This window comes from Pseudomonas sp. Xaverov 83, assembly GCF_019352905.1.
GTDB classification, from domain to species: domain Bacteria; phylum Pseudomonadota; class Gammaproteobacteria; order Pseudomonadales; family Pseudomonadaceae; genus Aquipseudomonas; species Aquipseudomonas yamanorum.
The window spans coordinates 1-22073 of record NZ_JAAAFU010000024.1 but is presented as its reverse complement, the minus strand read 5'-3'; the positions used below and the strand labels follow the sequence as shown (position 1 = coordinate 22073).

Genomic DNA, 22073 nt, shown 5'->3' with positions numbered 1-22073 from the left:
GGGTTACTCCCTGACCACTTGCAGATCCGCCGGCGGCAGGAAGCCCGGATGGGCCACCCGATTGCGCTGCACCACCTCGCCCACTCGCGTCGCGTCACCGAAACGCTGATACGCCAACAGCAAGGCGGGCATGCTGCGCATTGGCGTCAGGTTGACCAGCCGTACACCGGACGATGCCACCGCCGTCAGATGCGTGAACATCTGTTGGCGCAAGTCGTTCAGCGCAACGTAGTGCCCGGCGTCGGCCTTCAATGCGGCTTGCCACATGGCTTCGTTCAGAAGGTCACGCAGCACCAGCACATCGTCAGCCACCGGCACTTCGCGGCGCTGCACCGGCTGTGCCGCCTGTTGCGCCAGGGACGGCGTGGTGCTTAGGGTCACCGCCTTGGTCGCCACCGGTACGTCCGCCAGCCAATGGGCGATCTTCACCCACAACGCGTCCTGTACCAGGTTGGCAGTGGCCTGCACGGCGGCCACGCTGTCCTTGCCGGTGGTCAGCTTTGGCACGTCGATATTCCGAGCCGCTTCCACCTGCTGCGAGAGGTTGGCCAGCATGCCGCGATAGCCGCTGCGGGCAAATGCCTTCAACTCCTTCACATCACCGAGCAAGCCCTTGAACTCGGCGCTCAGCTCCTTGGGCACTTCCTTGATGGCTTTGACCAAGGCATTCAGGTCGCCATACAACTGAATCAGGGGGGCAAACTGCTGCTCAATCACCTGGTAAACCTCTGCCAGTCCATTGCGCAACGCCTGGATGCCCACCCGCGCCTGCTTCACCAGTGCGACGGCCTGCTCAAAACGCAGCACCGCCGACCCCAGCAAACTGTCGGCCGACACCAGCAACAGCTGGCGGGTATTGACCGCCGTAGTGGGAAACTTCAAAGGTTCGTCGGGATAGAACTTCAGGGCAAAGGTCACCAGCCCGCCGTCCTGGCGGGTTTGGGTCATCTCGCATTCGCCGACTTTGACCTGCAACCGTCCAAGCCACGGGTGCACCAGCTCGCCGGCGCCCTCCTCCAGGGCCTTGAGCAACTTGTCACGTTGCTCAAGGCAGTCCTCGCCCACTACAAATGCCGTCAGCTCATGCACCCTGGACTGTTGGCCCAGCCCTTCAAAAAACGGCAGGTCGCGCTGAGGGTATTCGTGCAACTGGCCCTTCTTGCCGACCGGGACTTTTGCCTGGTCGACCCAAAACCCGACGCCACGAAACGACGCCGGCAACAAACGATCACGCCAGCTCATTGGAGCCTCCAAGGGACAGGGAACGGTAGCCGACACGTGGGGTGACGCTCAGGCCGGGCTGGTTGGTTCTGGGCTGGTCGACCCGCAGGCCGGCTGGTGCATTGTCGAAGCTCACCCGCAAGTCGCCATTGAGCTGCGTGCGGTTGTTGGCAGCGGTTTGTTGCAGCAGCGAACTGGAGCTGGACGCCAGGGGTGATACCAAGCCAGGCCCCTTGCGGAACCAGGATGGATTACGCGCGCTTTCGGCATTGCGTTCCTGTTGCTCGGTGGTCAACTCCACCACACTGCCGGTCGCCTGGTTGATCACTTCACCCAGCCCACCGTTGAACAACTTGCGAATCGGCGCGGTGATCACCGCAAGCTTCTCCGACAGCGCGGTGAACCAACTCAGCACCGGGGCCCACATGACTTCAAGTTGCTCCATCGGATGCCAATCGTCGAACAGACCACTCAGCACCACAAAGGCGTCCTGGGCCTGCAACTTGAGATCGCTCCAGATCGAGGCAAATGCGCCGCTGACGCTACCCCAGACGGCAGAGATCTTGTCCAGAGGCGACCAATCGAAGTAACTGCTGACGATGGTAAAAGCCGCGAGCGCGGTGAGTTTGAAGTCACTCCAGATCGCCGCAAACATCTCACTGATCACACCCCAGTTGGCAATGATTTGCCCTTCGGGTGACCAACTGAACAGGCTTTTCATGAACTCGACTACTGGCACGCTCAGTGCTTTGAGCAAGTCCCAGAGGGCCGCAAAAAAGCCGCTCAACGGCGTCCAGTTGTTGACGATCAAACCCATTGGCGACCAGGAAAACAGCGTGGTGAAAAAGCCGACCAGGGGCTGCGCCATCACCTTCAGCGACGTCCACAACCCTGCAAAAAAGCCTGTGATCGGCCCCCACAAGCGCATCACCTGTTCCAGCGGACGAAACGCAAAGACCGTCTGAAAAAACTCGCCCATCGTTCCAATCGCCGACATCACCCGTTCGCCGAGCCCGACAAAAAACGCCGAAATCGGCTTCCAGTTGGCAACGATCAATCCCGCCGCCACGGCAATGCCCACAGCCACCAACACTATCGGGTTGGCGCTGAGCACCAGTTGCATCAGCCCCAGCGCCTGGGACACGCCGGTGACAGCCGTTTGAATGGCGGTAAACGCCACCGCACCCGCTGCGAGGCCCTGCACCAGTTGCGGATTCTCGGTAAGCACTTGGGCCACCGAGGTCAGCAACGGCTCCAGCCCGACCACCACCGCCGTGACGGCTGGCAACAGCGCGGTACCGAAAGCCACTGATACCTTGTCCAGCGAGGCGTTGAAATCCTTCAGGCCCTGCGCCGCCGTTTCGGTAACGCCCTGCCCCACGGCGGTATTCACTTCGCCGACCTCAGCCTTGAACGCCAACGCCGATTTGATGCCGCTGACAAACGGTGCCGCCAGCCCGCCGCCCTTCACCAAACCGGCGATATCCAGCTTGCCGAGACCGGTCTGTTCCAGGTTCTGCCTGAAGCGCCCGACCGTGGCCTGCAGCGCAGCGAGCTTGGGCGACAGCTGGTCGATCCCGGTCAGGCGCACGGCGGTACTTTCTACTTTCTGAGCTTCTGCCATCACTGCACCTGCTGCATCGCATTGATCCGTTGCGCATGCTCCAGGGACTCCCGGAGCGTATCCAAAGGCCTGGCCAGCATCTGTTCGGGGTCAACCTTCCAGAACCAGGCCAGGTCGTAGGCCACCGCAATCAGCTCCGCGACGGAGCCTGCGCCGCACTCATGAAAAAACCGGCGACGGCCCAGCTCAGCGCGTTGAAGTCCACCAGGTCGAGTTGGTTGACCGACGACGGCGGAATACCCGCGCACACCGCGATGTACTTGGCGGCGACGTCGAGGTCCAGACTCACGTCTTCACCCTTGTCGATCTTGTACGGCAGCGCCTTGATCGCCCGTACCTCCTGCACCGTCGGGCGGCGCAGGATGAGTTCGGTCAGTGGCTCGCCGTGGGCCTCGATGGCCACTTGCAGCTTCACCGTGTCGGTCATTGCCAGGTCCCCTTGATGCCTTCGAATTTCAGCTCGATCACGGCGTCGTCGCCCTTGGCCACCGGCTCTTCCACCAGGTAGGCACCGGCCAGCACATAGACCTTGCCGTTGTTGAATTCGCAGGTGACGGTCATGTCCGTGCCGGCGATCAGTTGCTTCAATGGAAAGTCCGGCGTGTGCAGCGCGGTGACTTTGAAGGACGGGGTGATGTCGGTTTCCTTGTAGAAACCCGGCACCACGGTTTCCCGCTTGACGGCCATCAACGGTGCTTCGCAGCCGCCGTTGATGGTCAGTTGAGCGCCGTCCACTTTGACGTAGCAGGTGCCCGCAATCAGTTGACCCATGATGTTTCTCCCAAAAATAAGCCCGCACTCGGCGGGCTGGAATCAGTTGCGAAAAGCGCGGGGCTTACACCGCCGCGTCGTACTGCAAACGGAACTGGTTGAGCAGCGCAAACACCCGCAGCCCGTTGACGTAATCCGGCGGGAACAGCACGTTGATCCGGCTCGGGTCCTGGCTGTCGCGCTCGACGATCAGGTGCTCGGCGAACAGCTCGGCGTTCTCCACATGACCTTCCAGTTCCAGCTTGGCGTACTGGGCGATCAGCTCACCGCGGATAGTGCTCGGGGTGACGATCGGCTGGCCGGCGCCAAAACGCGTGCCGTCTGCGGCGAGTTTGTGGCGCCCGTACTTGCTGGTGATCACGCTTTGCAGACGGCGCACGATAAAGGCCGACTGGTGCAGGGTTTCGCTGTCCAGGTAGGAGTTGTCCGCCTGGCCGAAAGCGTTCTTCTGGTAGGTGGTGATCGCCCGCTGGATGCGCACGTAACCGCCTTCGTAGTAGGCGGTGGCGATGCCGTAGTTGAGCAGCGATTGGCGCTCGGTCAGGGTGAAGCGCTCGCTGGCGTCCGCCGGGTCGAGGCCTGGCAGGCTGCCGCTTTGGGTCGGACGGCTGGCATCGGCGGAGATAAATACCGCCGTGCGTGCGGCCAAGGCGGCTGCCTGGACCCAGAACGGTTGCGGCACGCCCGGCTCCATGGCCTGGATGGTCACGTGCTGGTCGTTACGCCCTTGCCCGGCCGCCACCAGGGTGCCGATGGTGCCGCGCTTGGCGGTGTACACGTGACCGAACAGTTGCTTGGCCCAGGACCAGCGTCCGCTGTTGTCATCCATCACCGCTTGCCAGGCGTTAAGGCTGGTGGTGTCGGCCCACGGCATGCAGATGAATTCAAACGGCTCATCGCCCAGCGCAGCCAGCGCCGCGAGTTGGTCCGGTACACCGGCGCCCGCGGCCATTTTGCCGAGGACAGCGGTCAGGCCGTCAGGGAGTTGTTCACCGTTGCTCTGACCCAGGCGGTTGAGTTGCAGGCTGATGTCGTTGCCACTGTCACCGGTCCATTTGGCGGTCAGGGTGACGGTGCCATCGACGGCTACCGCACTGACCGGCAGGTCGGCACTGGCGTTGATTTTCAACGCCAGGGCGGTGGCGGCAACGGCAGCAGTCGCGCCATTGATCACGGTGGCTTGAACACGGGTGCCACCGACGTACAGGCTGAGGATGCCACCTTGGGTCGCGGCGCCGGTCAGTTTGAGATCGGCCTTGGCCGCGCTGCCTTCAGTACTGTGCAGCGGCAGGCACCAGATCTCGCCCACCGGGTCACTCTTGCGGAACGTCTCGTACATCGACGCCAGCATCGAACCCTGGCCACCGATACGCTTGGCCATGGCCACGCTAGATACCAGCACCAGACTGCCGATTTCCGGGCTGGTGACGTTGTCGTTGACCTGGGCCACGATCAGCCGGCGCAAGGCCGACGACGCACTATTGGCCGCCGAATTGTCCATCTCGGCGTAGAACAGCGGCACACGAATGTCCGCCGGAATATGACTGAATCCAATCGCCATTATTTGGCTCCCTGTGGTTTTGCCGCCTTGACGGCTTTGGTTGTGATGTCGCCATCGGCCAGACGTCGACGCCACCAGGCGTTGTCCGGGACTTCGCGGCCTTCGGCGGGCAACAGATCGCCCGCCTCCGGGTCAGGTACGGCACGGCCGGCAACCGGCAGTACGGTGATGCGTTTGCTCATGGTTTTACCTCGGCAGAAAACGTCATTTCCAGGCGCCCGTCGGGGCCTGGGCGTTGCAGATTGGGGTCGGCCGGGTCGATGGCATCGACCCGCACCGTCACCCCGTTGAAGGACGGCAGAGCGTCCAGCTCAAGCTCGAGCCAGGTTTCGGCTGGCTGTGTGCTGAGGTTGCGTCCCAGTTGGAACTCGGCGAAAAAGCGCAGCCGGTAGAGCCCGCGGGTCTTCGTCAACAGCAGCCAGTCGCCGCCTTCGTATTGGATGGGCTCGTAGAAGCGCTCGGGCTTGAATCCCACCAGGGCGCGCCAGACTTCGGCGCGCAGAGCGTGGAGTTGGTCCATGGCCAGGGCTTGTTGGCCGTCCACCAGGTCGAGTACCAGCACCACGCCAAAATGCTCGCGGATAGTTTGCCGGGTGGTGTTTTGCGAACTGTTCGCGGTGGCTGCGTCAGTGATCGGCGTAACGACCGCAGTGGGTGCACCGGGCAGGGTTTGCAGGGCATCGAGATCGAGGCCAGCGTGCACCTGTTGGTTGAAACCGGGGCAGTGATCACGCAGGTGAGTCAGTAACGGGGTGATCTTCATGGGGGTCACCGGGCAATAAAAAACCCGCTCGGGAGCGGGCTTGGTTAAAGGGGGAGCGGCTAGACCGTCAAACCACTGGCGACAATCGAACTGCGATAGCCCGTCTTCGGCACCCCGGTATGCGTCACCGTTTTGATCGACCACCGTCCTTGCATGTACGTCGGCCAAGTCTCGTCCAGCAGCAAAAGACCTTCGGCCGCCAGCAATGGGTTACCTGGGCAATCAATGGTCAGCGTTCGTCCTTTAAGGCTGGCCCGGCCCAACTCGCGCTCCGCCACCACCCGGGCTTCATTTTCGCTCTGATAGCGCTGGCGCAGGACCGTGAACGGGGCAACTCCGACCTGGACTACTCGCAGCTTGCCTGCCGCCGCATCCCACCAACTGGTTTGGCAGCCGGCGTATTTAGCGCGGGCTTTCTCCTCAAACTTGGCGCTGATAAATGCCTGGTCGCCGGGGCGGTTGTTCAGGGTCACGGAGAGTTTTACCTCCGGCAGCATCTGCCCAGAAAGCGTTTTGACCTGCCCGCTGTCAGCCAGTACATACAGCTCGTTGAAGGGCTTGCTGACCCCACCGTACTTCCCGGCAAGACGGGTGATAAAGGCCATGTCGCTTTCATTGGACTGATCGATATGGGGAATGAAAATACCCTCCAGGCTCGGCGCAACACGGGGTGAAAAGCCGTGGCGGGTCACCAGTTGGCGGAACAGCGCCCCCAGGGTCGTCGGCCCGTAACTGGCGGAACGACGCTGCCGATAGCCGGTTTGATCCTGCACACTGAACGGAGCTGCGGTGGCTCCCACCACCAGGCGCATGGGAAACAGGAACGGCGTTAGATGGGTAACCACAAACTCGCCCTTTTCCACCAGCCCCGTCTCCAGGTAGCCCGCCCGAAAACCGATCTTCCCGCTCAGGCTCGGCAAGCCTTCCAGGCCTTCGATGTTGAGGGTGAGTTCCAACTGGTCAGATTCAATACCGGTGGTATCCGTATGGCTCCACTGCATGATTCGCTCGTTGAGCAGGGCCGCGTTGGCGCCGTAGAACTCGACGATCGGGGTAAATCCCATTGCCATGAAACCTCCTTAATCCCAGGCCGACACCGGGCGCACCGCAGCCGGGCGCGACTCCACTTCGGGCACGATTACCCAAACACCCGCCGGCAAGACCGGGCCCTGCTCGGCAAGGTCGGGATTCAAGCGCCAGAGGTTTTCTTCAGCCATGTCATCGCAGCGGCCAAGCTCGCGGTAGAGCAGCAGGTTGACCGAGTCACCGGCAATACTTCGCACTCTACGCATTGACGAACTCCTCCAGCACCAGTGTCCAGCCGATCACCAGAGCGGTGCCGTCATCGATCACACAGGACTGATCTTCCGTGACCGAGGTGATGCGCCACAGTCCCCAGTTACGACCGATACCGTCCACCAATGGCAGCGGCGCCCGACCGTTCTGCAGGGCGCGCAGCTCGTCCAGGCGTTGCATGCCCACGGCGTACGCGGTTTTACCTGTGAACGTGAGCTTTTCCAGGTTTTGCCCTTTCTGCCGCGACTGCGGCTTGCTGGCAATAATCTCCAGATTCGCCCAGCCACCGTCCGTGAGGCGGTTGAGACCGGAATAGGCAAACCCGCGCGACAACCCGAAAATAAAATCCCCCAGTACCATTTGCTGTCGCATCAGGCATATCCCCTTAAATCAGTCAGCGATGCGTTACGCCGCACGCTCAAGGCGTCGGTCAGTATCGGTAAGGTTTGGTATTGCAGCGCCTGAATCACGCCATCGATGATGGGTTGGGCATCGGCAAGACTTACACCGCTGATCTGAATGCTTGGCGCGATGGTGATCTGCAGGTTGTCGGTGCTGGCGCTACTGAGTTCCTTGCTTACCGTGTTGGGTGATGGCAGACGATCACTTGGGCCGAACAACTTGTCACCGAGCCAGGTGCCCGCCTCGCTGCCCAACAAACCACCGATGGCGCCGCCGACAGCAGTGCCGACACCGGGAAAAATCAGGGTGCCGATAGCGGCGCCGGCGGAGGCTCCCGCCCAGGCGCCGCCCGCGGTGCTGAGGCCGGAGGCGACCGCTTTTGCGTCGCCATTGCGCACGCCCTGCACCACATCCATGGCGGTGTCGACGTACTTCAACGGGCCGAGGCGGCGGGTGCCTACCGATTCCAGTCTGGCAAACGCTCCCGATAAACTCGCGGCCAGGCCTTTGCCTGCACCGCGCGCCACACGGCGGTTTGCCGACGGCGCCGCGTAGGAGGCAAACGAATTACCAGGTAGGTTGGTCGACGCCTGGGCGGCCTGTTTGGCAGAGAACGGAACAAGCGGCTGGCCCATCGCATTGAGCTGGGGCGCGGCATTTGCCGAGGCGGGAAGATGAAGAGGTTTGAGATCCGCGGCTTTGCCATCGACGGTTGCCTTCGATTCACGCGGAACCGTTTGGCCAGGCTTGGGAAGCTTGACGCGCCGCTTCTTCAAATTCCCGGGGGTGCGAGCTTTGTCTTTCTTGCGGACCGTCTCTCCAACGCTTTCGGGTAACTGTGCGGCCGCCGTTTCAAGTGGGCCGGTGGTGCCAGGGCAACATTGCTTGTCGCCACCCTTGTCCTTGTCTTTATCAAGCCCCCCGTCCTTGAACAGTTTCCCTACTCCGGGAATCCTGCCGAACGTCACATCGACCAGATTGCCGATCACTCGGGTCTTGACCGTATCCAACAGGCTCGAACCCAAATCTTTCCCGATATCGGCCCCGGCCTTGAGGCCCTTGTCCACCCAGGAATCGGAGGCTGTTGCTGGGTCCTTTTGCTCGTTCTTCGGCGCACCAGCGGCGACATCGACCGTCTTGGTCTCCAGCGAGTGGCCGTTAATGAACAACGTGCTGTTGAGCGATTCGAGGGTCTCGCGCAGCCGCACCTGCTCCAGGGTCAGGCCGTTGATTTCGAGGCTGGCACTGGCCAGCGCCAGGCTAAGATCCGTCAGTGCGGCAGGCACCGCATCCAGGGAGGCAGGCCCGGTCAAATCCTCGGCCGCCGGTGACAAGTCCCCCGAAAGCCCTCGGTCATACGTTTGCCCGGCAAATGCCAGCGCATAGTTAATCTGCATCCCGCTCTACTCCTGTTTGACGCCAAGGCGAGTGATCGCGATGTCGTAGCGGCGCAATGCTTTTCCGACTTCCCAGTCCAGGATTTCCGCTTCGTTCACCGAGTAAACCAGCGGCACGACGTCGAGGATTACTTCGATGTCGCGCTCCGAAAGAAGGCCGCCGGTTGATTTAAAAAATCGTCGATGCGCTCCTGCAGTTCGGTCCAGTCGGGCACGGTCAGGTCCGCCAGGTCGGGGATCATCAGGCCGGAACAATGGGCAGTGATGAACTCGGCGCGTTCCTTGGCCGTGGTGAGTTTTTTCATCACTTTGGTGGCACGCAGCGCGGGCATTTCCAGGGTCACATCAGTCAGGGTTCGGCCCGCTGCGTTCAGCGGCAGCAGCAGCTTCACCTGTTCGGTGATGCTGGAGTCGCCAGGCTCGCGGGACTCGTCCAGGAAGAACGAGGCCGGGCGGGTCGACATGTCATGCACGTATTGCGCGATGGTCACGTAGTCCGGACGCTTGAGTTGGTCGAGTTCCTTTTCCGACAGGCCGGTGGCGAGTTTCGCCAGTTCGAAAAACTGGTCGTCCTCATCATCACCGGCACGGGCCAGCGCGTCTTTTTGCGCGGCGTAGAACAACGGCTTGAGTTGAATCTGCTCGATCGTCGCGCCAGTGTCGGCGGTGATCGGCGACAGCAGGATGTGCAGCGGAGGCATCCAGGCCATGAGTCAATTCCTTGGTGAAGTATGGGAGCGGGCAAACCCGCTCCCGGGGGCTTACGGCATCAGTACCGCGCGGCGGGCATCGCCGAGAATGTCGACGCCGTTGAGCACGAACTTCTGGGTACGCACGTCGATGTCGATTACCGGGATGCCGTTTTCCAGGCGGTTGTAGGTGCGGCAGGACAGCTCCAGGGTGGTGGTCGCCTTCTCACCCATCTTCAGCTTCGCTTCCTCCAGGGATTTGAGCTTGCCGCCGACGGTGTGATAGGTGAAATAGGTGCGGCCATCCTGGTCCTGGCCGGCTTCACGCACGTTCAGCAGGATGTCGTCACCCAGGCGCACGCCCAAGGCCAGCATGATTTCCGGGCCGGCGCCTTGCAGGATCAGCTTGGCATTCAGCACCTTGGCGCTCTTGGCCATTTCCTCGGCGATAAAGCGTCCGCCGGCCATGGCTTCCATCTCGAACTCAATCTTCGGCGGAGTGAATTCTTCCACGGTTGCGGACAACGGCAGGCCTTGAAGGGTGGCCGCAATGGCCTGTCTTACACGGTTGGTAAACATTAGAGAACGTCCTCCAGGAACTGCTCGATGATTTCATCGCGGGCGTTGAGTTGATAAATCATGTGTTCGTTCGGCGCGTAGCGGCCGTAGTCGATGACGATGAACCAGGTGCCGTTCTTGTACTTCTCGACACTGTTCAATTCCGGGTGCAGGTACACGCTGCCGCCGGGGATGGTTTCGTCGGCCACCAGGGTTTGCAGCCAGTCGTTGATGCGCTTGACCTCCTGGTCCATGAACGACTTGGTGAGGTTCTTGGCCATGGCTTTCTGGCCGGCCTTGACCAGCTTGCGGCTGATGGCGTCTTCCAGGCCCACGTAGCTGATGAACTTGCCGGTAATGGAGCGGTTACCCAGCAGCGAGAAACCGCCGAGGATGGTGCGGGCGTAGTAGCTCACGCCGTAACGGTTGAGCAGGTCGCCTTCGGTGGAGGTGTCCAGGATGTTGTACTCAACCACGCGGGAAACGTCTTCGGCGAAGGTCACCTGATTGCCCGGGCTTTCCCACTGCTTGACCTTGGCCAGTGCAGCGATGGCCAGGGACGACGGGGCCAGGAACACATTTTTCTTCGCGGCCTTGGAGTACACCGACGGCATGTTGTGCACCAGCAGGCAACGGTCGAAACCGAGGTCGGCACCGCCCAGTTCGCCGCTGTAGGTCACCTGATCGGCGACGGTTGCGTCCTTGCCATCCAGCACCACACGGGCCTTGATGCGCTTGCCGAAGGAGGCAAATTCGCCGGCCACGGCTTTGGTGCTGGTGAATCCCGGGGCGCCGATGATGGTCAGGTCTTCGGGGACGCTGGCCAGGGCGGCGAGGCCCAGTTTACGGCCGGTGACAGGCTCTTCACCGCCGATCACATTGTTGAGGGTATCGGCCGGGGTGGTGCCCTCGTCGACGATCACCACGTAGACCGGTACCTTGACCACTTTGAGTATCTGATACACCGCGTGGAACAGCGTGCCGGTTTCAGCGCCGGTAGGGTCCAGCAGCGCCTGGGTGGTGAAGCTGTTGATGCGGAACGGGGCGTTTTTCGGAATCGACGCATGGGCGTTGGGGGCGGTGCCCACCAGGCCGATGACGTTATCGCCCAGGCCACCCATGGCCTCGGGGGATTCGGTGGCATTCACGGTGATGCCGTTGTGCTCGAAGTTCAAAACCTCAGCCATGATCAGTCAGCCTTCTTGGGGGTGGAGTTGAGGACGCTGGTGAGTTCCAGGCGGCCAGCGGTGCGCAGGGCGGATGCTTCGACGTCCAGCAGTTCCAGTTCCTCACCGGCGGTAGACCAGTGGCCGTTGCCGGTGGGGAATGGGATGAGGACGGTGTAGGTTTGGCGGTTAAACATGAGTGGAATTCTCCGGGTGAAAAACGCCAAAGCCCCTGCGAGAGGGGCTTTGGGCGGGCGAAAAAAAACCGCTTTCGCGGTGTGTGGTTCAGGTGCGATCAGGCAATGGATAAAGTGCTTTGATCTCCGCAACTTTGTCGCGCCACGCCTTTTCTTTCTCAGGAGTTTCGTCGTATTGCCACTCAAGGAAAAGCGGGTCGGCTTCAGTCACATACAGGGTGCGACGCGCCGCGATGGAACTCTCCAGTTGAGTAGTTTTCGCGGCCTCAATGCAGAGCTGTTCTGCTTGTTCGACGGAAAAACCAAGATTTTTGAGAATCTCAATATCCGCTGGAATATTGATCAACTGCTCACCTGCAGGTGTCACGGCAGTTTTAATAGAAAGCGTCATTCAAACCCCCTTCGATGCGTAGATTTTGTCGTTGTCGTAGGAGTACGCCAACCGCTTCTCGGGCAACGTTGCTCCCAGGACCGCGTCGGCATCCGCCAAACGATACGGTCGAACGCACCAACGAATTTCCCAATCACCTTGAGTACTTTCGCCAATAGCTACCTCGCTATCGGAACGGCTGAAACCAACAGCACCGGCAAACGATTTAGTCACCGTGTACCCCAACCCTCCGCGCAAATAAACACCGGAATGCATTGCTGCCTGAATGACTTGACCGTCTGCTACACCTTGATACAGCGGCCTGACGCCCGTGATATGTCGTGCAACACAGATCATCCCGAAACTTACACCTCGAACCGACTCCCGGTAAGTTTGAGAAATACGCTTAATGCTCAATAAGTTACCGTCGCCGTTCCAGATGTAACCGCAACCTTCCATCTGCAAATTCAGCCCCGCAATGTGATAAACGCCCTTACCAAAAGGTTCTAACTCTTGGTCGCGACTGTAGATCCGGGAGAGAGTAATTTCTGTTTCACCACTTTCGTTGCCTGGCATCGTCCACCAGACGGGGTAAAACGTATCGGTCGGTAGCCCTGTTAGATCAATTTCCTGTTTATAAAGCGCGCGACCATTAATATCTTTGGCTTGCACGCTGTTACGCCAAGCGGTGAACTGACTCGACGCGGCCTCTACCCGTGCATCAATTTTGCCAATCTGGTTAGTCACCGTATCCGTCAGCTTATTACACGCATCCACCACTTTCGTGATAGTAGTTTCAATTCCCATCATCAACTCCCTGTCAATTAAACTTCCAGCACTTTTGTCAGTGCAACTACTTCGCTTCGAGATGCATAACCCGCAACATCAGATCAACGTGACGAGACATATTGCCAACCGAAGCCGCCGCCATGATTGCGATCTCTTCAGCCATCAACACATTCAGATTTTCACTCCCCACCACAATCGTCACGCTGTCCGCCGGCAACGGCGAAATATCCAACGTGAACTTCTGCAGCACCCGAGCCGCAGCCGCTTTATACGTCAGCAACTTCCCCGCCACGGAATACACCGCCAACAAGGTCCCACTGGCGAGGTAAAACCCAAACTCGCCAATCTCATACTCAGCCTCGCCATCAAACAGCGCGGCCATCCTGAGTTGTCGGTCGCCCAAGTCCTCGTAGTCCACAATGGCGACCCGTTGGCGCTCGTCACGCAGGGCAACTTCGGTGCCGTCGGGGTTGTAGCGGCCAGTACCGGCGCCAATGTGGGTGATTTCGCCTTTCAAGCCCTGGTTCTTTGCCTGCAGCACTTCATCCAATCCCTTGGAGGTGAAGCGCACCAGGCGTGTAATTTCATCTGTCATGGCTGCGCCCTGAGGTAGTAGTCGTTAATGGTGTAGTGCCGGGCTACCCCGGCACTGTTAAGCCGGGCCGCCAGCCCGAATTCAGGCAGTACGCCGCACAGCTGCAACTCGCCATCGCTGAGCGGTGTGTGCGCCACGCTGCTACAAGCAAGTACCCCGTGCAGCTTCACCTCGGGTAACGCCCCGGGCTGGCTCTCATCGCCGATGCTCAACCCTGGATCAGCGGCTGCAGCGACACGTAAACCCTGGGAGGTCTCGTGCACGATGGTGATAGTGGCCAGGTCCCGCTCGCTCTTGGCCGCGTTGATGCGGCGGATCAAACGGTTGTGATCGCCACTGGACCAACTGCGACCGATGATTGCCTGCACGTCAAAGGTGTAAGGCAGACCGGTTGGCCGCTGTTGATACCAGGCACTGATATTGGGGGTGAATCCCAGCGATTCGACGGCATAGCTCAGCGCCTTGGGCGTACCGGCCTGACGTTGGATCTGCCAGGACAAGGCCACAGTGAGGCGCTTCTCCGACTCGCTGGCAGCGGCGTCCCATTCACTGACGCCGCGATCAGCGGCCAGGTAGGGAAGGAACTCAACCGGCGTTTGCAGCGGGTTCATCAAGGCGGGAAAGGGTGGCGTCACCCGGTCAAGCAACTGCCCAAAACCCAAGTCCAGTGCCTTCTCCAACGGCGAACTGTTGGCGGGCAGCAAGCTGCCTTTTGTCTCTTTCATAGCGTGCGCACCTCCACCTCGACGCCCGTGCAATACGGGGCCTGGAATGCCGTGGTGACGATCGGCTCCAGCGGCTCAAGAATTTGCAGTTGCGCAGCGCCCGCCGAGTGGATGGCGTAGTCGATCCAGCTCGGGTCCACCCGCCCTTCCAGGCAATGACAAGATTCTGCATAGTCTTGCAGCAGTTTCTGGGCGGCGACTTGAGTGAGCCCGGAGTCCGGGCCGGCGTTGATCTTCGCCACCACGCGGATTTTGTAGCGCAGGATCTGAGCCGCCTGCACCGTGACGAGATCCGTTTCCGGGCGCACATCAGGCCGGGCAAAGTGCCGGCGTACACCGTCGAGCAGATCAGCAGAAGGTGTGCCATCCCCGTCTCGGGACAGGACCGTGACCATCACTTCACCGGGCGCAGTGCGACGGCCGTTGCCATCCTTGACCCGCGCCGCGTAACCGTCGGGGTCGAAGGTATAAGTGACCGTCACCACCCCCGGCGTAGCACTTTGCACTTTCACTGATGGACGTTCACCGAGGGTGAAAACCTCCCGCCGATACTGCATCCGCGAACCCGCCGCCGGAGCGTGAGGCGCGAGGTAATAACGCAACCGGGCGTCGTCGTCGCTCTCCAACGTCGGCGGCACGGGCGGGAAAGCCGCCGGGTCACCAGGGTCGAGCACCTGACGCTCCAGGCCCATGTCGGCAAGGCGTGCGTCGAGGTTGCTGCCGGTGGCCCACCACGCCAGCATCTGCTTGATGCGGGCGTTGTATTTACGCTCGTGGGTCTGCAGGCGAACGCAGAAAGCCTCCAATGCCAGCGTCAGCAGTTCGCTTTCGTTCTCCAGGCTGACCTTCAGCTTGGCCGCATTTTCCGGCGCACGAGTCGCGACGTAATCAACGACAAACGCCTTGAACTCCGCCAACAGCGGCTCGAATTCATCGACGGCAATGATCGCTGGCTCAGCCAACTGGTTCTGGCCAGGTATCAGCATGCTCATGTCACCACCTCGAAGGTTTGTTTGCGGTTTTTCCAGGTGCCGGCGAAGCGCAGCAACAGGCCGGCGCCCTGGCGGTTGGCGACGATGACTTGCGGTTCGAAGTCGGCGATGCCGTTCTGCGGGTTGTAGAACGCCTGGGCGGCATGGCTCTGGGCGAGAATCAGCAGGTCATCGCCGAGGTTTTGCCCGAGCAGTTGCGGGATCATCGAGCCGTACAGCGGACGCTTCTGGCGAGTGCCCAAGGGAGTGGTCAGCGCTCGGGTGGCGCGCTGGACGAATTGCAGCCAGTCATCGACCGCCGCCCCGGTGTTTCTATCGATTCCGATCATGGGATGTCCTTATCAGGGGCTGATGACTCGACCTTGGTGGTCCACCACCGGGCCGCTGAAGTGCGCACCGCCGGCGTCCAGCAACAGGCTTGTACCGCCAACTTGCAGCGTGATGGCCTCGGCGCTCATCGTCAGGCTGGCGGCGCCGACCTTGACGTCTACCTGCTCACGGGAACCGGTGAACGTAGTCGGGCCGTTGACCCAGTTGAAAGTGTGGCTGGCGTCGTCGTAGTCGCTTTGTGTGCCGTCTTGATGGCGGCGCCGGGTCAGTGTCGGAACGCTTGAGACCGGCGGAAAACGGTCGCTGTTCAAGCCGAACAACGCCACCGATTGTGCCCCGCCCTCCCCGCCGCCGTAGTTGAGCAGCAAGCATTGCTCGCCCACTGACGGGATGCGGGTTTCCGTCTGCGCACCGGCGCTGGGGTTGAAAAAGCGGATCGCCGGCGTGAGCAGTTCACCGTGGCTGACCTTGCAGGTATTGCTGGCCGCGTCGACCTCCTGGCACACGCCGATGCGGCAAAAACTTTCGGCGCGTCGATACAGGTCTTCGAGCTGGCTCTCCATTTCTGCCAGTCGTTCGACGATCGGTCCCAGTTGCATGCGTAACAGCGCGTCGAACATGGGCTACTCCGCCAGCGGCTTGTATTGGTCGGGGTCGTCGATGTTCGAGACTTCCCAAGTGCAGGCGAACAGCGGTTGGCCTGTGGGATCGTTGAGCAGCGGCGGTCCGATATAGAGGGTTTGGGTGAAACTGACGGTCCAGGTGTCGTAGTCCGTTTCTGCGGTGGTGCGTATTGAGGGCGCAGCGACGATATTGGTCGGCAGGTCGCACTGCTCCTGCGGCAGGTTCCAGCGGTTATCCAACACCAGGTCCATCAGTTGGCTGGCCAGGTCGCAGGCATCAAAGGGCAAGGCACCCGGAGCAACCATGGTCTTGAGTGAAATCCCCAGGGCGTGGGCCTTGCGCCCTTCGCGGGAGCGAATGCCCGGGCCATTGCCTTCGACCGTGATCAACACGCCGGTGTTATCCGCGGTGCCCTGGAAGTCCTGATGATTGCCGACCTTCAGATTCGGAAAGGCAACCCGCAACGCCTCGTTGATGGCCTGGGGCAGTTGGGAAGGTTTTTCGATGAGTGTCATTTAAGTAGCGTCCTTGCAACGGTTACTGCGGGTCCCGGCCTGGGCCTTCGTTGACGCCGATGCGCTTGGCCGCCCAGCGTTCATAAAGGCCGATGGCCACGTCGGCGCCGGCCATGGCGGTCAGGCAACCAATGGCGCCGGCCGTCCAGATCGACATGCCGGCGGCGTAGCACAGCATCAGGGCTGACACCCCGCACACCATGCAGGCCCCGGAACGCAGGGCCAGGCGCCGCACCAGCGACCAACCGCGGGCGCCCTCCTTGTCGGCGCGCCACATTTCTCCGGATACACCGCCGATCAGGGCCAGTGCGATCACCAACCAGATAGGCATTTCCGCTAACGCTTGCTGCTCGTTTGTCATGTCACGCCTCCTGGCTGAGCATTACCGGCGCAGTGCCGGGTTTTGGGTAATTCCATTTATAGGTAGGCATTCCAAAAAGCCCGGTTGCCCGGGCTTTTCAGTAATGATTTCCTCGAACTTTCGGCGCTACTGGCGCGGTACGGTTCTTTCCTAAATGTTTTTCCGACCACGATCCCTGTCTGCCGGATAACTGCTTCTGGTGCTTTACGCTGCACACCCGGGCCAGTTGCCAACCCTCTGAACCGTTAAGGCCGGTTCATCGCTGCCTGTTCTTGAAGCGGTTTGAAACTAAAGAGCGTCGGCATCCTTGCCGGTGTTGCCTGGCATCCGTGCCATCGCTTCGATGGCGTCCTTGCCGGTGTTGCGTAACGTCCTTGTCTTCCTTGGCAGCATCCTTGCCGCCTCCACCAGGCCTTCTTGGCTGGCTTGAGACGAAGAATATGCATGTATGCATATACAGTCAATGCACAAATGCATTTATTTTTGCAGCGCATATGCATGGATGCATTTGCAGCCTTATGGGCAAAGGGTTTGGTGGTTTTGCACGGACGAAAAAAAGCCCGCTCATTGGCGGGCTTTGTCTTACGAAGAAGGGTTAGCGGGCGTACATGCCCCACCAGAAGACGTGACCGAGGATGCTGATCTGCTCATCCTGGATGTCCTGGAAGCTGTAATCTTCATCCGGGTGTTCATCGCGGTTGAAGCTGCGCAGGCGAATCCCCGAAGGCAGGCGGTAGAGCTGTTTCACCCGCAGTTGGCCGTTGTGGTTGATGGCATACAGGTCGCCGTCGACGATGTCACCAATCCCGCACTTGCCGGCGTTGACGCCGACGGTCGCGCCGTCACGCAGCACCGGCAACATACTGTTGCCACGCACCGTGACGCACTTGGCCTGGTCGAACTGCACCCCGTTATGCCGCAGGCTGCGCTTGCCGAATCGCAGGCTGGCCTTCTCGCTTTCCTCGATGACGAATCTTCCTGATCCAGCAGCCAATTCAACCTCGCGCAGAAAGGGGATCGACACCTCGTCATCATTAACGGGCGTGTCGTCGTCCCACAGGCTTATGTCCTTGAGTTCCGAATGCATCGGGTCACGCTCGTCCGCCCGCGCCGACACCAGCCCTGCGCGCCCGCGCAGCTGATCGGTGCTGACCTGAAAGTAATCGGCGATGCGTGAGATGTGCTTGTCCGACGGATCAACGATCTTGCCGCTGAGGATCCGGGACAACGTGGATTGAGGCACACCGGTACGCCGGTGAAGCTCCGTGGGGGAGATCCGGTCGCGGTCCAGCAGCTCTCTTAAGACGATAGAAACGTTGCGTTTTTGCATAACGCGGATAGTGCAGGCAGTTTTGATGCTTGGCAAATGCTAATTTGCATATTTAATGCATTGATTGCCGAGATTTACCTGACCGTTTGTGAACTGCGAAGCCCCGACCTCGCGTGTTAACCTTGCGCCCATTGCAAAAAATGCTGGGCCAAGCGCCCCCTTTGCCCCATCACTTTCAACGAATTTGCTAACTATCCAATGAGTAAAAACACTTCCGATCTGTCCTCCCACACCCCGATGATGCAGCAGTACTGGCGCCTGAAAAACCAGCACCCTGATCAGTTGATGTTCTACCGCATGGGCGACTTCTACGAGATCTTCTATGAAGACGCAAAGAAGGCCGCCAAGTTGCTGGACATCACCCTGACCGCGCGCGGGCAGTCGGCCGGGCAGGCGATTCCGATGTGCGGGATTCCTTATCATTCGTTGGAAGGTTACCTGGTCAAGCTGGTGAAGCTGGGCGAGTCGGTGGTGATCTGTGAGCAGATCGGCGACCCGGCCACCAGCAAGGGCCCGGTGGAACGCCAGGTGGTGCGCATCATTACGCCGGGGACGGTGAGTGATGAGGCGCTGCTGGATGAGCGTCGCGACAACCTGATCGCGGCGGTGCTGGGGGATGAGCGGCTGTTCGGCCTGGCCGTGCTGGATATCACCAGCGGCAACTTTACGGTGCTGGAGATCAAGGGCTGGGAAAACCTGCTGGCGGAGCTGGAGCGCGTCAACCCGGTGGAGCTGATGATTCCGGATGACTGGCCAAAGGATCTGCCGGCGGAACGTCGCCGCGGGACCAAGCGTCGCGCGCCGTGGGATTTCGAGCGTGATTCGGCGCTGAAAAGCCTGTGCCAGCAATTCTCCGTGCAAGACCTCAAGGGTTTTGGCTGCGAAACCCTGACCCTCGCTATCGGCGCCGCCGGTTGCCTGCTCAGCTATGCCAAGGAAACCCAGCGCACCGCCCTGCCGCATTTGCGCAGCCTGCGTCATGAACGTCTGGACGACACCGTGGTGCTCGATGGCGCCAGCCGTCGCAACCTGGAACTGGACACCAACTTGGCCGGCGGGCGCGACAACACCTTGCAATCGGTGGTCGACCGTTGCCAGACCGCCATGGGCAGCCGCTTGCTGACGCGCTGGTTGAACCGTCCGCTGCGGGATTTGACCGTGCTGCAAGCCCGTCAAACCTCTATTACGTGCCTGCTGGATCAATACCGCTTTGAAAAGCTGCAACCGCAGCTCAAGGAAATCGGGGATATCGAGCGGATCCTGGCGCGGATCGGCCTGCGCAACGCACGGCCCCGCGACCTGGCACGCCTGCGGGATGCCCTCGGCGCCCTGCCGCAACTGCAAGCAGCGATGACCGAACTGGAAGCTCCGCACCTGCAGCAGCTTGCCGTCACCACCAGCACCTACCCGGAACTGGCGGCGCTGCTGGAAAAAGCCATCATCGACAACCCGCCCGCGATCATCCGTGACGGCGGCGTCTTGAAGACCGGTTACGACACCGAGCTGGACGAACTGCAATCCCTGAGCGAGAACGCCGGGCAGTTCCTGATCGACCTGGAAGCCCGCGAAAAAGCCCGCACCGGCCTGGCCAACCTGAAAGTCGGCTACAACCGTGTACATGGCTACTTTATCGAGTTGCCGAGCAAGCAGGCCGAGCAGGCGCCGATCGATTACCAGCGTCGCCAGACCCTCAAGGGTGCCGAGCGCTTTATTACCCCGGAACTTAAAGAGTTCGAAGACAAGGCACTGTCGGCCAAAAGCCGCGCCCTGGCTCGGGAGAAGATGCTCTACGAAGCCTTGCTCGAAGACTTGATCGGCAAGCTGGCACCACTCCAGGACACCGCGGCTGCGCTGGCGGAGCTGGACGTGCTGAGCAACCTGGCCGAGCGCGCCCTGAACCTTGACCTGAACTGCCCGCGTTTTGTCAGCGAGCCGTGCATGCGCATCGTGCAAGGTCGCCACCCGGTGGTGGAGCAGGTTCTGACCACGCCGTTCGTCGCCAACGATCTGTCGCTGGACGACGACACCCGCATGCTGGTGATCACCGGTCCGAACATGGGCGGTAAATCCACCTACATGCGTCAGACCGCATTAATCGTGCTGCTGGCCCATATCGGCAGCTTCGTGCCGGCGGCCAGTTGCGAGCTGTCCCTGGTGGACCGCATCTTCACCCGGATCGGCTCCAGCGATGACCTGGCCGGTGGCCGTTCGACCTTTATGGTGGAAATGAGCGAAACCGCCAACATCCTGCACAACGCCACCGAACGCAGCTTGGTACTGATGGACGAAGTGGGCCGCGGCACCAGCACCTTTGACGGCCTGTCCCTGGCCTGGGCGGCGGCCGAGCGATTGGCGCATCTGCGGGCGTATACGCTGTTTGCAACGCACTATTTCGAGCTGACGGTGTTGCCGGAAAACGAGCCGCTGGTGGCCAACGTGCACCTCAATGCCACCGAGCACAACGAGCGCATCGTGTTCCTGCACCACGTGTTGCCCGGGCCGGCGAGCCAGAGTTACGGCCTGGCCGTGGCGCAGCTGGCGGGCGTGCCAAGTGAGGTGATCACTCGCGCCCGCGAACACCTGAGCCGCCTGGAAGAAACCGCCCTGCCCCACGAGATTCCCGTGGCCAGCCCGGCCAAAGCCAGCAACAAACCCAGTGCGCCACACCAGAGCGACATGTTCGCCAGCCTGCCTCATCCGGTACTGGATGAGTTGGCTAAGCTTGACGTGGACGACTTGACCCCGCGAAAAGCGCTCGAAATGTTATATGCACTGAAGACTCGGATATAACGCAGACGCGTGCAAGCTGGTAGACTCTCGCGCGGTTTGGGATGCTGCGGGCTTTTAGCCTGGCCTGCAGACTATCGCTCCCGAACCTCGCGAGCCCTGCCACAAGGGGTTTCGCTGCCGCCGCCTGAGGAGAAAATTAGAAATGACCTTCGTCGTCACCGACAACTGCATCAAGTGCAAGTACACCGACTGCGTAGAAGTGTGTCCGGTGGACTGCTTCTACGAAGGCCCGAACTTCCTGGTCATCCACCCGGACGAGTGCATTGACTGCGCCCTGTGTGAGCCAGAATGCCCGGCCGTCGCAATTTTCTCCGAGGACGAAGTCCCGGCAGAAATGCAGGAATTTATTCAGTTGAACGTTGAGCTGGCGGAAATCTGGCCGAATATCACTGAGCGCAAAGACCCGATGCCGGATGCGGCGGAGTGGGATGGCAAGAAAGGCAAGATTGCAGACCTCGAGCGCTGATAACGTCGATGCCCTCCAAAAGGCCCCTTGCGGGCCTTTTTGCATTTCTGCGGGACGGGTTTCACTTTTCTACAGGCAAAAAAAAGGGGCGGTATGACCCGCCCACATTTTTTCCCTAGTCCCTGTGTTCCTTTTCATCATCCTGATGAATCGCATCCTGCGAGGTTCCCTGAGTCATCGTTCCGTGATGACCGTGTCAATCCGTGGACACAGGGCTGATCTTAGAGAGTTCCCGGGGAAGTTCAACGGGATCCAAACCGCAGAACTACAAGTTTGCGCGCTCGTTCAATAAAAAATAGTTGTTGTATTTCAAGTAGATAGAAATATAAGAAATCAATTCAAGACGTCTGCACCGACGAAAAAACCCAAACGCTTACGAAAAAGTAAGTGAATGCTTACACCAGCAATTACGTAAAAGGGTAACAAGCGGCACTTGGGTGTTCGCCGGGCAAGAAAAAGCCCCGACACAGTCGTAATGCTGTTCACTTAAGCATTTGAGCCCACGCCGGGCTTCCTAGAAAATCCGATACCAGACCTCTGG

At 60.4% G+C, this 22073-nt stretch carries 28 protein-coding genes; 2 read left to right on the top strand and 26 right to left on the bottom strand.

Annotated features, from left to right (window positions below; genetic code table 11):
- Nucleotides 1-3: 3 nt before the first annotated feature.
- The 26 genes from K0H47_RS08995 to K0H47_RS08875 all read right to left on the bottom strand — a co-directional run bounded on the left by K0H47_RS08995 (nucleotide 4) and on the right by K0H47_RS08875 (nucleotide 18276).
- The gene (locus K0H47_RS08995) at nucleotides 4-1242 is read right to left on the bottom strand and encodes a DNA circularization protein (RefSeq protein ID WP_093205558.1); all 1239 of its coding nucleotides are present in this window, start codon (nucleotides 1240-1242) and stop codon (nucleotides 4-6) included.
- Nucleotides 1229-2845, bottom strand: coding sequence for a hypothetical protein (locus K0H47_RS08990; protein ID WP_201140031.1), 1617 nt, complete (start codon nucleotides 2843-2845; stop codon nucleotides 1229-1231). Before K0H47_RS08990 ends, K0H47_RS08995 begins: the two co-directional genes overlap by 14 nt.
- Nucleotides 2845-2970, bottom strand: coding sequence for a hypothetical protein (locus K0H47_RS31005; protein ID WP_010170085.1), 126 nt, complete (start codon nucleotides 2968-2970; stop codon nucleotides 2845-2847). The genes K0H47_RS08990 and K0H47_RS31005 overlap by 1 nt, the downstream gene beginning before the upstream one ends.
- 5 nt (nucleotides 2971-2975) lie before the next feature.
- Nucleotides 2976-3272, bottom strand: coding sequence for a phage tail assembly protein (locus K0H47_RS08985; protein ID WP_201140033.1), 297 nt, complete (start codon nucleotides 3270-3272; stop codon nucleotides 2976-2978).
- Nucleotides 3269-3616, bottom strand: coding sequence for a phage tail tube protein (locus K0H47_RS08980; RefSeq protein WP_010170089.1), 348 nt, complete (start codon nucleotides 3614-3616; stop codon nucleotides 3269-3271). Before K0H47_RS08980 ends, K0H47_RS08985 begins: the two co-directional genes overlap by 4 nt.
- Before the next feature lie 64 nt (nucleotides 3617-3680).
- Nucleotides 3681-5177, bottom strand: coding sequence for a phage tail sheath subtilisin-like domain-containing protein (locus tag K0H47_RS08975; RefSeq protein WP_177070511.1), 1497 nt, complete (start codon nucleotides 5175-5177; stop codon nucleotides 3681-3683).
- On the bottom strand, nucleotides 5177-5359 hold the full coding sequence (locus K0H47_RS08970) for a DUF2635 domain-containing protein (protein WP_017480153.1): 183 nt from the start codon (nucleotides 5357-5359) through the stop codon (nucleotides 5177-5179). The genes K0H47_RS08975 and K0H47_RS08970 overlap by 1 nt, the downstream gene beginning before the upstream one ends.
- On the bottom strand, nucleotides 5356-5940 hold the full coding sequence (locus K0H47_RS08965; protein WP_093205551.1) for a hypothetical protein: 585 nt from the start codon (nucleotides 5938-5940) through the stop codon (nucleotides 5356-5358). The genes K0H47_RS08970 and K0H47_RS08965 overlap by 4 nt, the downstream gene beginning before the upstream one ends.
- Before the next feature lie 59 nt (nucleotides 5941-5999).
- A complete protein-coding gene (locus K0H47_RS08960) occupies nucleotides 6000-7010 on the bottom strand; it encodes a contractile injection system protein, VgrG/Pvc8 family (RefSeq protein WP_093205549.1) in 1011 nt (336 codons plus the stop codon).
- A 9-nt stretch (nucleotides 7011-7019) separates the two neighbouring features.
- Nucleotides 7020-7232: a tail protein X gene (locus K0H47_RS08955; protein WP_063027474.1), complete on the bottom strand. Its 213-nt coding sequence runs from the start codon at nucleotides 7230-7232 to the stop codon at nucleotides 7020-7022.
- Nucleotides 7225-7608: a phage tail protein gene (locus K0H47_RS08950; RefSeq protein ID WP_219272408.1), complete on the bottom strand. Its 384-nt coding sequence runs from the start codon at nucleotides 7606-7608 to the stop codon at nucleotides 7225-7227. The genes K0H47_RS08955 and K0H47_RS08950 overlap by 8 nt, the downstream gene beginning before the upstream one ends.
- On the bottom strand, nucleotides 7608-9035 hold the full coding sequence (locus tag K0H47_RS08945; RefSeq protein ID WP_219272407.1) for a tail tape measure protein: 1428 nt from the start codon (nucleotides 9033-9035) through the stop codon (nucleotides 7608-7610). The genes K0H47_RS08950 and K0H47_RS08945 overlap by 1 nt, the downstream gene beginning before the upstream one ends.
- Before the next feature lie 128 nt (nucleotides 9036-9163).
- The gene (locus tag K0H47_RS08940; RefSeq protein WP_177027024.1) at nucleotides 9164-9745 is read right to left on the bottom strand and encodes a phage tail assembly protein; all 582 of its coding nucleotides are present in this window, start codon (nucleotides 9743-9745) and stop codon (nucleotides 9164-9166) included.
- A gap of 51 nt (nucleotides 9746-9796) precedes the next feature.
- Nucleotides 9797-10303 carry a phage major tail tube protein gene (locus K0H47_RS08935; RefSeq protein ID WP_093205539.1) on the bottom strand — a complete coding sequence of 169 codons (507 nt, stop codon included), beginning with the start codon at nucleotides 10301-10303 and terminating at the stop codon, nucleotides 9797-9799.
- Nucleotides 10303-11469: a phage tail protein gene (locus tag K0H47_RS08930; RefSeq protein WP_177027025.1), complete on the bottom strand. Its 1167-nt coding sequence runs from the start codon at nucleotides 11467-11469 to the stop codon at nucleotides 10303-10305. The genes K0H47_RS08935 and K0H47_RS08930 overlap by 1 nt, the downstream gene beginning before the upstream one ends.
- 2 nt (nucleotides 11470-11471) lie before the next feature.
- Nucleotides 11472-11645 carry a hypothetical protein gene (locus tag K0H47_RS08925; RefSeq protein ID WP_003208665.1) on the bottom strand — a complete coding sequence of 58 codons (174 nt, stop codon included), beginning with the start codon at nucleotides 11643-11645 and terminating at the stop codon, nucleotides 11472-11474.
- Between the two features lie 88 nt (nucleotides 11646-11733).
- The gene (locus K0H47_RS08920; protein WP_177036161.1) at nucleotides 11734-12036 is read right to left on the bottom strand and encodes a hypothetical protein; all 303 of its coding nucleotides are present in this window, start codon (nucleotides 12034-12036) and stop codon (nucleotides 11734-11736) included.
- Nucleotides 12037-12822, bottom strand: coding sequence for a phage tail protein (locus K0H47_RS08915; RefSeq protein ID WP_201140039.1), 786 nt, complete (start codon nucleotides 12820-12822; stop codon nucleotides 12037-12039).
- 46 nt (nucleotides 12823-12868) lie between these two features.
- A complete protein-coding gene (locus K0H47_RS08910) occupies nucleotides 12869-13399 on the bottom strand; it encodes a hypothetical protein (RefSeq protein ID WP_201140041.1) in 531 nt (176 codons plus the stop codon).
- Nucleotides 13396-14124: a phage tail protein I gene (locus tag K0H47_RS08905; protein WP_219272405.1), complete on the bottom strand. Its 729-nt coding sequence runs from the start codon at nucleotides 14122-14124 to the stop codon at nucleotides 13396-13398. The genes K0H47_RS08910 and K0H47_RS08905 overlap by 4 nt, the downstream gene beginning before the upstream one ends.
- A complete protein-coding gene (locus tag K0H47_RS08900; RefSeq protein ID WP_063027458.1) occupies nucleotides 14121-15116 on the bottom strand; it encodes a baseplate J/gp47 family protein in 996 nt (331 codons plus the stop codon). The genes K0H47_RS08905 and K0H47_RS08900 overlap by 4 nt, the downstream gene beginning before the upstream one ends.
- Complete coding sequence (locus tag K0H47_RS08895; RefSeq protein ID WP_010170122.1) at nucleotides 15113-15445, bottom strand: phage baseplate protein; 333 nt, start codon at nucleotides 15443-15445, stop codon at nucleotides 15113-15115. Before K0H47_RS08895 ends, K0H47_RS08900 begins: the two co-directional genes overlap by 4 nt.
- Before the next feature lie 12 nt (nucleotides 15446-15457).
- Nucleotides 15458-16066 carry a phage baseplate assembly protein V gene (locus K0H47_RS08890; protein ID WP_093205524.1) on the bottom strand — a complete coding sequence of 203 codons (609 nt, stop codon included), beginning with the start codon at nucleotides 16064-16066 and terminating at the stop codon, nucleotides 15458-15460.
- A 3-nt stretch (nucleotides 16067-16069) separates the two neighbouring features.
- Entirely contained in the window at nucleotides 16070-16585 is a 516-nt protein-coding gene (locus K0H47_RS08885; protein WP_219272404.1) for a hypothetical protein, read from the bottom strand.
- A 22-nt stretch (nucleotides 16586-16607) separates the two neighbouring features.
- Nucleotides 16608-16946 carry a phage holin family protein gene (locus K0H47_RS08880; RefSeq protein WP_017480135.1) on the bottom strand — a complete coding sequence of 113 codons (339 nt, stop codon included), beginning with the start codon at nucleotides 16944-16946 and terminating at the stop codon, nucleotides 16608-16610.
- Nucleotides 16947-17541: 595 nt separating this feature from the next.
- Complete coding sequence (locus K0H47_RS08875; RefSeq protein WP_081253083.1) at nucleotides 17542-18276, bottom strand: XRE family transcriptional regulator; 735 nt, start codon at nucleotides 18274-18276, stop codon at nucleotides 17542-17544.
- Between the two features lie 198 nt (nucleotides 18277-18474).
- Between K0H47_RS08875 and mutS the strand changes: the two genes are divergently transcribed.
- Both mutS and fdxA read left to right on the top strand, forming a co-directional pair.
- Nucleotides 18475-21066, top strand: coding sequence for a DNA mismatch repair protein MutS (gene mutS, locus K0H47_RS08870; RefSeq protein ID WP_063027450.1), 2592 nt, complete (start codon nucleotides 18475-18477; stop codon nucleotides 21064-21066).
- 142 nt (nucleotides 21067-21208) lie between these two features.
- Nucleotides 21209-21532, top strand: a complete 324-nt coding sequence (gene fdxA, locus K0H47_RS08865) for a ferredoxin FdxA (RefSeq protein WP_003208688.1) — start codon at nucleotides 21209-21211, stop codon at nucleotides 21530-21532.
- Nucleotides 21533-22073 lie beyond the last annotated feature (541 nt).

Coding starts and splice junctions, on each gene's coding strand:
- K0H47_RS08995 (WP_093205558.1), bottom strand. CDS start 1,242: ATGAGCTGGCGTGATCGTTTGTTGCCGGCGTCGTTTCGTGGCGTCGGG.
- K0H47_RS08990 (WP_201140031.1), bottom strand. CDS start 2,845: ATGGCAGAAGCTCAGAAAGTAGAAAGTACCGCCGTGCGCCTGACCGGG.
- K0H47_RS08985 (WP_201140033.1), bottom strand. CDS start 3,272: ATGACCGACACGGTGAAGCTGCAAGTGGCCATCGAGGCCCACGGCGAG.
- K0H47_RS08980 (WP_010170089.1), bottom strand. CDS start 3,616: ATGGGTCAACTGATTGCGGGCACCTGCTACGTCAAAGTGGACGGCGCT.
- K0H47_RS08975 (WP_177070511.1), bottom strand. CDS start 5,177: ATGGCGATTGGATTCAGTCATATTCCGGCGGACATTCGTGTGCCGCTG.
- K0H47_RS08970 (WP_017480153.1), bottom strand. CDS start 5,359: ATGAGCAAACGCATCACCGTACTGCCGGTTGCCGGCCGTGCCGTACCT.
- K0H47_RS08965 (WP_093205551.1), bottom strand. CDS start 5,940: ATGAAGATCACCCCGTTACTGACTCACCTGCGTGATCACTGCCCCGGT.
- K0H47_RS08960 (WP_093205549.1), bottom strand. CDS start 7,010: ATGGCAATGGGATTTACCCCGATCGTCGAGTTCTACGGCGCCAACGCG.
- K0H47_RS08955 (WP_063027474.1), bottom strand. CDS start 7,232: ATGCGTAGAGTGCGAAGTATTGCCGGTGACTCGGTCAACCTGCTGCTC.
- K0H47_RS08950 (WP_219272408.1), bottom strand. CDS start 7,608: ATGCGACAGCAAATGGTACTGGGGGATTTTATTTTCGGGTTGTCGCGC.
- K0H47_RS08945 (WP_219272407.1), bottom strand. CDS start 9,035: ATGCAGATTAACTATGCGCTGGCATTTGCCGGGCAAACGTATGACCGA.
- K0H47_RS08940 (WP_177027024.1), bottom strand. CDS start 9,745: ATGGCCTGGATGCCTCCGCTGCACATCCTGCTGTCGCCGATCACCGCC.
- K0H47_RS08935 (WP_093205539.1), bottom strand. CDS start 10,303: ATGTTTACCAACCGTGTAAGACAGGCCATTGCGGCCACCCTTCAAGGC.
- K0H47_RS08930 (WP_177027025.1), bottom strand. CDS start 11,469: ATGGCTGAGGTTTTGAACTTCGAGCACAACGGCATCACCGTGAATGCC.
- K0H47_RS08925 (WP_003208665.1), bottom strand. CDS start 11,645: ATGTTTAACCGCCAAACCTACACCGTCCTCATCCCATTCCCCACCGGC.
- K0H47_RS08920 (WP_177036161.1), bottom strand. CDS start 12,036: ATGACGCTTTCTATTAAAACTGCCGTGACACCTGCAGGTGAGCAGTTG.
- K0H47_RS08915 (WP_201140039.1), bottom strand. CDS start 12,822: ATGGGAATTGAAACTACTATCACGAAAGTGGTGGATGCGTGTAATAAG.
- K0H47_RS08910 (WP_201140041.1), bottom strand. CDS start 13,399: ATGACAGATGAAATTACACGCCTGGTGCGCTTCACCTCCAAGGGATTG.
- K0H47_RS08905 (WP_219272405.1), bottom strand. CDS start 14,124: ATGAAAGAGACAAAAGGCAGCTTGCTGCCCGCCAACAGTTCGCCGTTG.
- K0H47_RS08900 (WP_063027458.1), bottom strand. CDS start 15,116: ATGAGCATGCTGATACCTGGCCAGAACCAGTTGGCTGAGCCAGCGATC.
- K0H47_RS08895 (WP_010170122.1), bottom strand. CDS start 15,445: ATGATCGGAATCGATAGAAACACCGGGGCGGCGGTCGATGACTGGCTG.
- K0H47_RS08890 (WP_093205524.1), bottom strand. CDS start 16,066: ATGTTCGACGCGCTGTTACGCATGCAACTGGGACCGATCGTCGAACGA.
- K0H47_RS08885 (WP_219272404.1), bottom strand. CDS start 16,585: ATGACACTCATCGAAAAACCTTCCCAACTGCCCCAGGCCATCAACGAG.
- K0H47_RS08880 (WP_017480135.1), bottom strand. CDS start 16,946: ATGACAAACGAGCAGCAAGCGTTAGCGGAAATGCCTATCTGGTTGGTG.
- K0H47_RS08875 (WP_081253083.1), bottom strand. CDS start 18,276: ATGCAAAAACGCAACGTTTCTATCGTCTTAAGAGAGCTGCTGGACCGC.
- mutS (WP_063027450.1), top strand. CDS start 18,475: ATGAGTAAAAACACTTCCGATCTGTCCTCCCACACCCCGATGATGCAG.
- fdxA (WP_003208688.1), top strand. CDS start 21,209: ATGACCTTCGTCGTCACCGACAACTGCATCAAGTGCAAGTACACCGAC.